The sequence below is a fragment of the Streptomyces sp. NPDC006208 genome (genome assembly GCF_040613775.1).
Classification (GTDB): domain Bacteria; phylum Actinomycetota; class Actinomycetes; order Streptomycetales; family Streptomycetaceae; genus Streptomyces.
In genome coordinates, this window is the sequence record NZ_JBEXSW010000019.1 from 24,913 (window position 1) to 37,505 (window position 12,593).

Below are 12,593 nucleotides of genomic sequence, written 5' to 3' on the forward strand. Positions count from 1 at the left end.
CGCCAGAGGTATGGATGCGCCGGCGGAAGGCTCCCCCAGAACCGCTTCACTCGATCATGGTGCGTACATCAACGTGCTCAGGGGCAGGCGCGTCCGCGCTCGGCTCGGCCAAGTGCCGGCCTGTGCGAACCGCGCGTTCACCGGTGACGGCCGAACGGCCTGCGGCCGGCCTCCCGGCCGTCACCGGGCGCAGTCCTCCCCCGCGCGTACGGCACGGACTCCCCTTGCGGGGCCCCACTTCGGACAGTCGACTCGCTCTACCGCGTGCGCCGAGGCGGTCGGTGAACAGATCAGGGCGTGCCGTCGGCACCCCTTCCCGCCGACACCACCCCTGACCGCACCCGCGGGGTCGTCGCGGCGGCCGTCTGCGCGTCCAGTGCCGCGAGCAGCCAGTCGTGCGCGGACCCGGGGGTCGGGTCCGGCCTGCCGCCCGGTGGGGTGATCACCTCGGCCACCAGTTCCCAGTACCGGTCGATCCGCGGGTCGGCCGCCAGCTGCCCGGACAGCAGGCGGCGGAAGTCCGGGGTGTCCCGGGTGCCGTACGCGCTCGCGTACGCGGCCACGAAGCTGTCCAGCGCCTCGCCCGGGTACGGCACCCGGTCCCGGCGCATCTGCGCGCCCGCCAGTTCGTAGGCCTCGGCCAGGCCGCCGTACAGCACGGCCGCCCCACGGGCCCCCGTGGCTCTGTGCGCCTCGGGCTGGGGCTGCTCGGCGCCCGTGCAGGGGCGGGCCATGAAGGCGTACAGCCGGGCGAAGGCGAGCACCTGCGCCGGGTCCGGGTCGTCGGGCGGCTGGGGGACTGCCACCTCCAGGAACGCGGCGGTGGACCGGGCCGGCATCCGCGGCGGCAGCCAGGCGCGCCAGAACCGGGCGAGCGGTGCCGTGTTCGGCGGTGCGGTCACCGCGCCGATCAGGCGCAGCCGGTCGGCACGCTCCCCAGGAGGGCACTCGTGCACAAGTCGCAGCCCCGCCTCCCTCCAGCGCAGGGCCTTGAGCTGGGAACCGAGTTCACGCAGCTGCCCGGCGACGGCGTCCTCCAGCACGCTGCCCGCCTCGTCCTCCTCTTCGAGGATGCGGTGCACCTCGGGAACCGGCAGGTCGAGGGTGCGCAGGGAACGGATCAGGCGCAGGCGTTCGAGCGCGTCAGGGCCGTACCGACGGTGCCCGCCGGCGCTGCGGGAAGCCTCCGGCAGCAGGCCGCGGTCGGAGTAGAAGCGGACCGTCTTGACGGTGACGCCGGCGCGCTCGGCCAGTTCACCGATGCTGCACAACCCGTCGTGTGACGTGAACACTTGAACCTCCCTCAGGGGGAGTTCCTACCGTACCGGCGAGCGCGGACCGGCCCGGTCGGGCCGGTCCGCGGACGGCGACGTACCGAGGAGACGGCCATGACCGCATTCATCCTTGTCCCGGGCATGTTCACCGGCCCGCACGTGTGGGAGGACGTGACCGCCCGACTGATCGCGGCGGGCGCCGAGGTGCACACGGTGGCCCTCACCGGACTCGACGGGCCCCGCGCTGCGGCGGGAGCCGGCGTCGACCTGGAGACGCACATCGCGGACGTGCTCGCGGTGATCGACTCGGTCGGTGCGGTGGCCGGACGGGAGATCGTGCTGGTCGGCCACGACTACGGCATCCACCCGGTGCTGGGTGCCGCCGACCGGCGGGCGGAGCGCATCGCCCGGATCGTCCATCTGGACGCGGGGATGCCGCAGGACGGTGTACCGGCCTTGGCCGCGGTGGCCGACCAGTCCCTGCGTCGGCAGGTGGCCGAGCGCGCCGGGACGGGCACGGCGGAGGGGGCCGACGGGGAGCTGCCGCCCCCGGCACGCGACGAATGGCAGCGCTGGGGCAGCACCGCGGGTGTCCCCGACGCGGCGCTGGACCGCCTCACCGCCCGCGCCGCGCCGCAGCCACTGGGCACCCTGCTCCAACCGCTGCGGCTGACCGGCGCGGTGGCCGCGGTGCCCACCACCGGGGTGCTGTGCACCGGCAACGGCGCGAGCATCGAGATGGTCCAGATGCGGGTGGACTTCGGCGACCCCGCCCTGCAGGCCCTGGCCGAACGCCGGGTGACCTTCTTCGAACTTCCCACCGGGCACTGGCCGATGCTGTCCTGCCCCACCGAGCTGGCGGGGGTTCTGCTGCGGGCCGCGGCCGGCGAGGGGCACCGGCTGGAGCGGGCCGGAGCCGCGGGGCCGCCCCCGCACCTGCGGCCGTTCCTGCTGGATGTGGCCGAGCTCCCCCGCGAGCGGACCGGGAACGTCGACCTGTACCTGCCCGACGCCGATGGCCCGCGGCCGGCGGTGGTGTTCGTGCACGGCGGTCCGGTGCCCGCCGAGGCCCGTCCGACGCCGCGGGACTGGCCGACCCTGATGGGGTACGGGCGGTACGCGGCCGGGCAGGGAGTGGTGGGCGTGACCCTCGACCACCGCCTGCACGATGTGGCCGACTACGAGCGAGCCGCCGGGGACGTGGCCGACGCCGTGGAGCTGGTCCGGGCCGACCCGCGGGTGGACGCGGACCGGGTCGCGCTGTGGTTCTTCTCGGGCGGCGGTCTGATCACAGCGGACTGGCTGGGATCGCCTCCGGCGTGGCTGCGCTGCCTGGCGGCCAGCTACCCGATCCTGGCACCGCTGCCGAACTGGGGGCTGGCCGGCAGCCGGTTCCACCCGGCGGACGCGGTGGCGGACGCGGGCGCCCTGCCCGTCGTGCTCACCCGGGCGGGGCTCGAGATGCCCGAGATCGCCGCCACCGTCGAGGAGTTCCTGGCCGCGGCAAAGGGCAGCGCGGCGGACGTCGAGGTGATCGACGTGCCGCACGGCCGCCACAGCTTCGAGACCCTCGACCCGACCGACGAGTCACGCGAGGCCGTGCACCGCGCGATGTGCTCGGTGCTGGCGCACCTGACGGCCTGAGCCGGGCCGCCCCCGACCGGCCCAGGGGCCCTGTACCGTCGCGAGCGAAGGCACCGGTGACGGGTGTGCTCGGCCGGGTGTCGGTGCTGCGGCCCCTGGGCCCGGCCCACCCATACCGGGGTCTGCTCACGCCGACCGGATGTGCCGGGACACGATCCCTGCCGTCCTGCTCGCCTGAACCCGCTCGGCGGTCAGTGACCCGTGCAAGGGTCTGTCCATGACGACAACACCGGACGGGCGCCGCATCCCACCTCCGCATGCTGATGAACACGCCATGCTGGACAGCTGGTTGGACTTTCAGCGGGCCACGCTCGCCTTGAAGTGCACGGGCCTCGACGGCAGTCAGCTCCGCGAGGCCTCGGTGCCCCCGTCGCCCATGACGCTGCTGGGGCTGGTCCAGCACATGGCGGAGGTGGAACGCAACTGGTTCCAGCGGGTGTTCGCCGGACAGAACGTGCCCGCGGTGTACGCGGAGTCCAAGGAGGCGTCCGGTTTCGCGCTCTCCTCGGAACGCGGTATCGACGAGGCGCTCGCCATCTGGCGCGCGGAGATCGCCCGAGGCCGCGAGCTGACCGGCGGAGCCTCGCTCACCGACTCCGGTGAGCTGTCCGGCCAGGAAGCCGCGATCGTCGGGGACAAGAGTGTTTCGCTGCGCTGGATCCTGATCCACATGATCGAGGAGTACGCGCGGCACAACGGCCACGCGGATCTGATCAGGGAGCGCATCGACGGCGTCACGGGCGCGTAGCTGCCCCGGCGCCGGTGGAGCCCTGGCTCGGACGCCGTGGGGCGGATCCCGGTCCCGGGATCCGCCCCACGCCTGCGCCGCGCCGCCTTCAGGACACGGCCGACCGCATTCGCTCGCTCACCGCGACCGCAGGGCCCGCGTCACCGGTCCCGTCGCTGCCGGGGCCGTCCACCCGTACCGCCATGGCGATCGGCCGGCCGCTCTTGTCCCGGGCGTACGACACGGACCACGCGGTCGGCTCGGAGCCGGACGATCCGGTGGGCGGCGCGACCCATCCGGTCAGACCGGCGGCGCCCTTCCCACCCGAGGCGTCCTCGATCACCGATTGCAGCTGCTCGGCGGTGCCTCGGCCGATGACCCGGCGCGGTGCCGCAGATGCTGCCCCGTCCTTGGGCTTCTGTACGGTTCCGTCGCCGAGGACGACGGTGTCGACCATCGAAGGGGCCACTGACCGACCGCCGTTGGCGATCACTGCCATGACCTCGACCATCTTGAGTGGTGTGACCCTCACTCCGCCCGAACCGATGCCGGACAGGGCGACCTCATGGCCCTTCACATCACCTGTGGGGTAGGTGCTTTCCGCCACCCGCACGGGGACACCCGCCGCGTCGTCGTTGAAGCCGAACGCCTCGGCCGTCGCGGCGAGGCTGCTGCGGCCCAGCTCGACGGCAATGCTGGCGAACACGTTGTCGCACGCCCGCCGGAGCGCGGTGCGGATCGAGGCGCGTGCGCACGGGGCGCCGTCCGAGTCGAGTTCGGTCGTCGTGCCCGGCAGGGTGTAGGGCAGCGGGGCGCGTGTGGCCTCGTCGACCGACCGGTACAGCCCCTCCTCGAGCGCGGCAGCGGCCACGACGACATGGAACGTCTCGCGCGGCTCGGCGGCCTCGCGCAGCGCCCGGTTGAGCATGGGCTTGTCGCTGTCGCCCAGTAGCTCCCTCCACGCCTTCTCGTCCGAGGAGACGTATCCGCTGAAGGCGGACGGGTCGTACGAGGGCGTGCTCACCAGCGCCAGAATGCGGCCGCTGCCTGCGTCGACGGCGACCGCGGCGCCCTTGCGGCTGCCCAGAGCGTCGGCAGCGGCCGACTGGAGTTCCGGGCGGATCGTCGTGACGACATGCCCCGAAAGGCTGCCGCGACCCTTGACGCCGGCGGACAGCACATCGTCGTAGACGGCTTCGAGGCCCGCCTGCCCGTAGGCCATCGACCGGTAGCCGGTGACGGCGGCGTACAACGGCCCCGACGCGTAGGTTCGCTGGTACGGGAGCTTCGCCTGCCCCGACGGCTTCGATCCGGTGACCGGCCGGCCGGCGACGACGATGTCCCCCAGACCCTCGACGGGACGAGGCGCATCGCCTGCCCTCCCCGACGAAGGCCCTTCCCCCTTTGCGCCGTCCGCGCCATCGGTGTCGGTGTCGGTCTGGGCCGAACACCCCAGGGCCAGCAAGGGAATCAGAGCCAGAACGGTGGGTAAGACGGTGCGGCGTCGGCGGGTCGGCTTCATGACGATCAGCGTAGCTTTCGTCGACATCGGGAGGCGGCCTCTTCTCGTCGGGACGCACACACCGCCCGCCGGGTCACGATGCCGCGAAACCCTGCGCCCAGTGATGACTGCGTTGCCGTAAGGAACGACCGTCCGGGCCGGATGACGGCTACCGCGTCATGGGTTTTCTCGACCTCTCACACCGATGCACGGATCCGCCCCCAGGGCAGGGCTCCGGCAGCGGCTGCGGGTGAGGCGCCGTGCGCCCGGCCTGTGCGCCGGAGCCCGGACGCCAGGTAGGTGGCCGCAGGCGTAGGCTGGTTTGAACGCCGTGATGCACCGCGAGTGGGTGATGGAGGCGGCGCATGACCGACCCCTTCGGCTTCATGAAAATCCCCCGCCGGCCCGTCCCGCCGCGCCCCGTCGAGGAGCGGCTGAACGACTGGAACGAGGTCTACGCGGGTCAGATCCTGCTGCCCCTCGTGTCCGAGCAGGCGTCGCGCTGCATGGACTGCGGCATACCGTTCTGCCACAGCAGTTGCCCGCTGGGGAATCTGATCCCCGAGTGGAACGCGTACGCGATGCACGGCGACTGGCGGGCGGCGGCCGAGCGGCTGCACGCGACGAACAACTTCCCCGAGTTCACCGGACGGCTCTGCCCCGCGCCGTGCGAGGACGGCTGCGTGCTGACGATCAACGCCGATCCGGTGACCATCAAGAACGTCGAGCAGGCCATCGCCGACCAGATCTGGGAGCGGGGGTACGCGCCGCCACGGCCGCCGGAGCGGCTCAGCGGGAAGACCGTCGCCGTGGTCGGCTCAGGACCGGCGGGGCTGGCGGCGGCCCAGCAGCTGACGCGTATCGGTCACACCGTCGCCGTCTACGAGCGCGACGACCGCATCGGCGGGCTGCTGCGCTACGGCATCCCCGAGTTCAAGCTGGAGAAGTGGCACCTGGAACGCCGTATCGAGCAGATGCGGCAGGAGGGCACCAAGTTCCGCACCGGTGCGGACGTCGGTAGGGATCTGAACGCCGCCGAGCTCAGGAGGCGGCACGACGCGGTGGTCCTCGCCGTCGGAGCCATGGAGCGGCGGGAGCTTCCCGTGCCCGGCCGCGAGCTGGACGGCATCCACCAGGCCATGGACTACCTCACCTTTGCCAACCGGGTCCAGGAGGGGGACTATGCCGCGCCGCCCGTCACCGCAGACGGCAAACACGTGGTGATCATCGGCGGCGGGGACACGGGCTCGGACTGTCTGGGCACCGCCCTGCGCCAGGGCGCGACCTCGGTCGTACAGCTGGACATCAATCCGGAGCCGGGTGACGTGCGGCCGGAGACCGAGCCCTGGCCCACGTACCCGAAGGTCTACCGGATCTCCCATGCCCATGAAGAGGCCCGGGGCCGGGAGGGCACGGATCCGAGGATCTTCGCCTCCGCCACCCTCCGTTTCGAGGCGGATCCCGCCGAGCACGTGTGCGCGCTGCACCTGACGGAGGTCGAGCCCGTGAACAGGAGGCCGCGACCGGACACGGAGCGGGTGATTCCGGCCGAGCTGGTCCTGCTCGCTCTCGGTTTCTCGGGTCCCGAGCGGGGCAGCGGCCTGATCGAACAGCTAGGGCTGACCCTGGACGACCGGGGGAACTTCGCCCGGGACGCCGCATTCGCCGCTCACACGGCGCGGCAGGGAAAGGCACAGGGGCACGATCGAGGAGCGGAGCACGGGCAGGGGAAGCGCCCGGGCCGTTCCCCGGCGGGCGGGGTGTTCGTCGCGGGCGACGCGGGGCGCGGCCAGTCCCTGGTGGTGTGGGCCATCGCGGAGGGACGGGCCGCGGCGGCGGCCACGGACCGTTATCTCACCGGCTTCACCGAGCTACCGGCACCCGTGGCCGCGACGGACCGGCCGATGATGGCGTGAGGTGTTCCCCCTCCCCCGCGTGATCCGGACCGGGCTCACCCAGCCCGTGGAAACCACCCATTCTCAGCGACCACCAACGGCCCCTGCCCAGGCGAGCCACGAGGGCGTGAACGCTCACGCATCCGGCAGCGACAGGCGCGCAGCGACGGCTTCGAGGCCCCGCCGCAGCCTCCGGAAGTAGGTCGCCCGGCTGAGGTGCAGCCGGCATGCCACCTGGTGGTGGGTGCTGGCCCGGCCGAGGTAGTACGCCTGGAGGATGGTGCCCGCCTCCGCGTCGGCGAGCTCGTCGCTGACCGCCATTTCGAGCACGGCGTCGTGCAGCCACGCCTGGAGGTCCGGCACGGTCGGGGTCGCCGGAAACGCCAGCAGCCGGCTGTCCGCCAGTGCGCGCGGGTCGCGGATACGGCTCAGCGCCCGCGCGACCTCCGCGACCGCGTCCGCCACGGGGGCTGCGCCCACGGCCGGGTCGAGGCTGCCCAGCCATGTCGGCAGGGCCGCCGAGGTGAAGTCGTTGGTGTACACCTCGGGGCGGCGGCCACAGCGGAAGACGTCGTCGCGGATGCTGCCGTGCGGGCGGAAGCCCAGGCCTCGTACGAGGGCCTGGTAGTCGGGGCTCGCCGTCGAGACGATGAGGTGGCCCGATCTGACCGCGCAGCCGAGGATGTGCCGCAGCAACCGGGCGTGGGTGGCGGGCTCGGCGCAGTACGCGGCGCCCAGGAACAGTCCGCCGGGCCGGGGCCCGGCCGTGAGCTTCTCGGTGTGCTGCTGGAGCAGGGGCTCCATCCCGTCCGCCGTGCGCTCGCTGACCGGCAGCAGACCGGCGAGTCCGACGGGCCGGCCCTCCGGGTCGCGAGCGAGATGGAACGCGGAGATCTCGTGTCCCATCCAGCGGTCCGCGATCCGCGCGGCGCGCCGCGGATCGAAGTCGCTGCGCAGTGCCCATCGGCGCATGAGCCTGCTGATGTCGTCGGCGTCCTCGGGCCGTGCCGGAGCGACCCGGGCGGCGGAGTCCACGGCCGGGAAGAGCGCGCTGCGCAGCACCGGATCTCCTGTCAAGAACAGGCGCTGCTCGGCAAGTTGGGCACGCTCGGCCGGTTCCGTCGCACGGGCGAGGAGGGTGTGGCGGTAGGCAGCCGCCCGGGACCGTACGGTGTGGTGGGCGAGCGGCCGCCGCCAGCGGTAGGCCGTCTCCAGGATCGTACGGAAGGGTTCGCGTACGGTCAGCCCGAGCGCGCCCCGGGTCACGAGGCTCAGCTCGCCGAGCCTGGTGAACAGGTCGGGTCCGCCCGCGAGCAGTTGCTCGTCGCCCGAGCCGACGGTGGCCAGCAGCCTGAGCGCGTGCCGCCACCGGCCGCCGGGAAGTTCCCGGTCGAGCCGGTCGAGTATCTCGCCCGCCACCCGGTCCGCCACCGCGCCGGGCACGTCCGGAGCTGCCCCTGTGTGCAGGGCGCGGCAGACCGCTTCGGCGATCAGCGGCACGCCACCTGACATGCGTGTCACGAGGGCGCGCCCGTCGGGACTGTCGATGCCTGCCGCACCGGCGAGTACCTCGACGCCGGCGCACGGGACCGGTGACAGGTCGAGGGTCGCTGCCCCGCCGCCGGTCCAGCCCCTGGCGGACCTGAGCGGCCTCCGGCTGACCAGGAGGAGGCGGCCGTGGCGTTCCGCCTCGTCAAGCACCGTGCGTACTGCGGCAGTACGGGCCGCGCCATCCACGCCGTCGACGACGATCAGCGTCTCCGGGTCCTGTGCGGCGAGCAGCCTCGGTAACTTCCCCATGCCGCCGGGACGGCACAGGTCAACCGTCGCCGCGTCCTCCAACTTCTGTGCCAGCCAGGTCTTTCCCGCTCCCAGCACCCCGGTGAGATTGACCAGCCGGTGCGCCGCCACGGTCGCCCGCAGCCGCTCAAGGTCTGCCGCCCGCAGCCCGGTTCTGTCCCCTGCCGCTTCCACGCCTTCCAAGCCCCCCTCGGCCGTACGGCCCGGGTCCCCACCCCGGCCGCCGGTGAACATACCGAGGGCCGTCGGCCGCCACCAGGAGGACGGAAGCCGTCCGGGCAAGGGAAGTTGAGACTCCGGTGAGACTTCGCACGGCCGTCGCGTCGGTAGCGTCCCGTCCGTCGCAGGACACGGGCTCCTTTGCCTGCGCTCTCCGCAAGGCAACCGACCGAAAGGAACGACCGTGAGATTGGCTCGATGGCTGGCCACGACGGCAGCGACCGTGATCGCCGGGGCGTCACTGTTCACCGGTACGGCAACGGCGGCGCCGGGGAACGCCGCTCCCGCCGCAGCCCCCGCGGCGGCGGCCGCCGCTCCGGCCGCCCCGAAGTACTTCACCGGCGCCGGCTACGGACCGTACAACATCGCGGTGCAGGCCGCCTGGAACAGCGCGTACGCCCAGGCTGCCAACGAGGGCTACCCGGCCGCCAACTGCAGCCGGACCCGGGGTCCGGTCGGCAATGAGCTGAGCCCCGGCTACTGGCAGCTCCTCGTCCAGATCTACTGCGTGCCGCCGCCGCCCCCGGGTTCCGGCCAGATCGCCGGGGTCCACTCGGGCAAGTGCGTCGACGTCAAGGGCGCCGGCACGTCCGACGGCACTCCGATCCAGCTGTACGCCTGCAACGGCACCGCTGCCCAGTCCTGGAAACTCGAGCCGGACGGCACTCTGCGCGCCCTCGGCAAGTGCCTCGACGTGCAGTACGCCAAGACCGAGAACGGCTCACTGCTGGGCCTCAACACCTGCCACGGTGCGGGCAACCAGCGCTGGGAGAAGCTCCCCGGCGGCCTGCTGCGCAGCGTCCACTCCGGCCGCTGCCTGGACGCACTGGGCTGGGCCACGGGCAACGGCGCACGCCTGGGCATCTGGGACTGCACCCCGCACCACACGAACCAGCAGTGGACGGGCCCCGGGCTCGGCGGGTGACCTGCCCTGAGGCCGCATCGTCGTGGTGAACCGGCCGCCCCGGCCGCCGTGCCTGCGCACGGGGCCGGGGCGGCCGCACACGGTGAACTGCCGCTGCGTGCTCTCCATTGGAGACGGCAGGCGCAGCAGTGCCGGGTGGAGTCAAAAGGTTGTGGCGGACAGTGGCTGTTGGGTCCAGACGGTCTTGCCCTCGCGGGTGTAGCGAGTTCCCCAGCGTTCGGTCATCTGGGCCACGAGAAACAGTCCGCGGCCGCCCTCGTCGTTGGTGCGGGCCCTGCGCAGATGCGGTGAGGTGTGGCTGGCGTCGCTGACCTCGCAGATGAGGTGGTTCTCACGGATGAGCCGAAGGGTCATGGGGCCGCCGGCGTACCGATATGCGTTGGTGACCAGCTCGCTGGCGATCAGCTCGGTGGTGAACGCCAGGTGCTCCAGGCCCCATTCGGTGAGTTTGGCAGTCGTCAGCTGCCTGGCCAGGGCAGCGGTGGTCGGTTCCAGCGGGAGTTGCCAGGAGGCGACGTTCTGCGGCGGCAGCACGAGGGTGCGAGCGACGAGCAGGGCGATGTCGTCGGTGGGGTTGGCGGGCACGAGGGCATCGACGACTGCCTGGCACGTGAGCTCCAACGCGTCCTCAGGGCGCGTGAGCACCGCGCGCAGCCGCTCCAGGCGCAGGTCGACATCGACGTGACGTTCGCCGATGAGTCCGTTGGTGTAGAGCGTGAGCAGGCTTCCCTCGGCCAGTTCGATCTCCTCGGACTCGAACGGCAGGCCGCCCAGGCCGAGCGGTGGGCCGGCGGGCAGGTCGAACAGGCTGACCTGTCCGTCGGGCGTGGTCACCATCGGTGAGGGGTGGCCCGCACGCGCCGCGGAGCACCGCCGGGAGACGGGATCGTAGACGGCGTAGAGGCAGGTGGCGCCGATCACCTGCTCACCCACGGTCAGCTCGCCGTCCTCCTCCTGTTCGGCGGCCAACAGGTTGACCAGATCGTCCAGGCGGGCGAGGACCTCGTCGGGCTCCAGGTCGAGGCTGGCCAGCGTGTGCACAGCTGTCCGCAGTCGGCCCATCGTGGCCGCGGCGTGGACGCCGTGGCCCACCACGTCACCGACGACGAGGGCGACCCGGGCGCCGGACAGAGGGATGATGTCGAACCAGTCACCGCCCACGCCCTGGGCCGTCCTGGCCGGGAAGTACCGAGGCGCCACCTCGACGGCGGGCTGGCGCGGAACCGCCCTCGGCAGCAGGCTGCGTTGCAGGGCGAACGCGGTCTGCTGCTGCTGGGTGAAGCGCCGGGCGTTGTCGATACAGACCGCGGCGCGGGAGGCGAGTTCCTGGGCCAGCGTCAGATCATCCGCCTCGAACGGCTCGGGACGCCGCGAACGCCACAGGCTCAGCACGCCCAGCACCAGGCCCCGCGCGGCCAGCGGCACCACGATCAGGGAGTGGACGCTCAGTTCCGGGGCGTGCTCACCCAGATGCGCCTGCGTGGAGTGCCAGTCGGGCGGGAGAACCGGTTCGAGGACGGGCCGCCCGTCGGCCAGGCATGTGGCCTGTGGTGTGCCCGCAGCGAGCTCGACCGGCTCCGCGTCCGGGTGCGGCGGACCGGGCTCCTGGGCCAGGACGCTGCGGACCGCCACCCGTGCGACAGGACCCGCCAGGGGACGCGTCGGCTCCTCACCGCGCGTCACCGGCTGCGACAGGTCCACCCATGCGTGGTCGGCGAGGTCGGGGACCATCACATCAGCGAGTTCCCAGGCCGTTTCGCGCACGTCGAGCGTGGTCCCGATGCGTGTGCCGGCCTCGTCGAGGAGTGCGAGCCGACGCCGGGCACGATGGCGTTCGGTGACGTCCTCGACCGTTTCGGCCACTCCCAGCACCTGTCCGGCGGAATCCTCGATCCGGAAGGCCGAGACGGTCACGATCTGCTCTCGTGTCGGATTCCGCTCCAGGCGCGCGTACTGCTCGGTGAAGAGTGACGTTCCCGTCTCCAGCACCTGGCGCACCCGGTGCCGGGCGGCCCGCGCGTCCTCCTCGACCAGCAGGTCGCCGGTACGCATGCCCCGGTGCTCGGCGTCCGGGACTCCGCTGAACCGTTCGATCGCCCGGTTGACCCGGAGAATCCTCATCTCGGGGCTGTGGACGGCGAGGCCGATGGGGCACCGTCGGAACAGCCCTTCGAGGAGGGCGCGGTCCCTCCTCCACTCGAGGACTCTCGCCGCGGGCGCCCCGACAAGGACCCACTCGCGGACAAGGTCGTTGCGCAGGAGCTCACGCGCCCTGAACCCCATCTCCACGAACTGCCCGCTGCGATGTCGCACCGCGAGTACCCCGAGCCAGCCGCCCGCTCTCCTGCACGTCGCCGCGGCGTCCCTGGCAGCGGGCAGGTCACGGGGATCCATCAGGACGTCGAGCGCCGAACGGCCGATCACTTCCGTCCCCGGGTAGCCGAGCAGGTCCTCGGCCTGCCGACTCCACGCGACCACGGTTCCCCGGTCGTCGAGCACTGCCGAGGCGGCGAGGTGCTGAGCGAACGGATCCTCCCGGCTCTCGCTGAGCGCCGTCACCCGCTTCTCCACCGCCGGCCACCACCTCGTACTCGGCTACCGCTGCTCT

General features: G+C 72.5%; 8 protein-coding genes. 4 read left to right on the forward strand and 4 right to left on the reverse strand.

Features of this window, described 5'->3' with window-relative positions:
• Positions 1-290 precede the first annotated feature (290 nt).
• Positions 291-1,292: a MerR family transcriptional regulator gene (locus ABZ208_RS17455; RefSeq protein ID WP_356910330.1), complete on the reverse strand. Its 1,002-nt coding sequence runs from the start codon at positions 1,290-1,292 to the stop codon at positions 291-293.
• 96 nt (positions 1,293-1,388) lie between these two features.
• Here ABZ208_RS17455 and ABZ208_RS17460 point away from each other — a divergent pair, with 96 nt between their 5' ends.
• Both ABZ208_RS17460 and ABZ208_RS17465 read left to right on the forward strand, forming a co-directional pair.
• Positions 1,389-2,918: an alpha/beta hydrolase gene (locus ABZ208_RS17460; protein WP_356910331.1), complete on the forward strand. Its 1,530-nt coding sequence runs from the start codon at positions 1,389-1,391 to the stop codon at positions 2,916-2,918.
• Between the two features lie 217 nt (positions 2,919-3,135).
• Positions 3,136-3,666 (forward strand): DinB family protein, encoded by a 531-nt coding sequence (locus ABZ208_RS17465; RefSeq protein ID WP_356910332.1) that lies wholly within the window; start codon positions 3,136-3,138, stop codon positions 3,664-3,666.
• A gap of 88 nt (positions 3,667-3,754) precedes the next feature.
• On the opposite strand, the gene ABZ208_RS17470 is transcribed toward ABZ208_RS17465, so the two are convergent.
• A complete protein-coding gene (locus tag ABZ208_RS17470) occupies positions 3,755-5,167 on the reverse strand; it encodes a penicillin-binding transpeptidase domain-containing protein (protein WP_356910333.1) in 1,413 nt (470 codons plus the stop codon).
• Positions 5,168-5,511: 344 nt separating this feature from the next.
• Here ABZ208_RS17470 and ABZ208_RS17475 point away from each other — a divergent pair, with 344 nt between their 5' ends.
• Positions 5,512-7,062 carry a glutamate synthase subunit beta gene (locus tag ABZ208_RS17475; protein ID WP_356910334.1) on the forward strand — a complete coding sequence of 517 codons (1,551 nt, stop codon included), beginning with the start codon at positions 5,512-5,514 and terminating at the stop codon, positions 7,060-7,062.
• Between the two features lie 114 nt (positions 7,063-7,176).
• Here the strand turns inward: ABZ208_RS17475 and ABZ208_RS17480 are convergent, their stop codons facing one another.
• A complete protein-coding gene (locus ABZ208_RS17480) occupies positions 7,177-9,015 on the reverse strand; it encodes a hypothetical protein (RefSeq protein WP_356910335.1) in 1,839 nt (612 codons plus the stop codon).
• Between the two features lie 229 nt (positions 9,016-9,244).
• On the opposite strand from ABZ208_RS17480, the gene ABZ208_RS17485 reads away from it, so the two are divergent.
• On the forward strand, positions 9,245-9,985 hold the full coding sequence (locus tag ABZ208_RS17485) for an RICIN domain-containing protein (protein WP_356910336.1): 741 nt from the start codon (positions 9,245-9,247) through the stop codon (positions 9,983-9,985).
• Positions 9,986-10,126: 141 nt separating this feature from the next.
• Here the strand turns inward: ABZ208_RS17485 and ABZ208_RS17490 are convergent, their stop codons facing one another.
• Complete coding sequence (locus ABZ208_RS17490) at positions 10,127-12,556, reverse strand: SpoIIE family protein phosphatase (RefSeq protein WP_356910337.1); 2,430 nt, start codon at positions 12,554-12,556, stop codon at positions 10,127-10,129.
• Positions 12,557-12,593 lie beyond the last annotated feature (37 nt).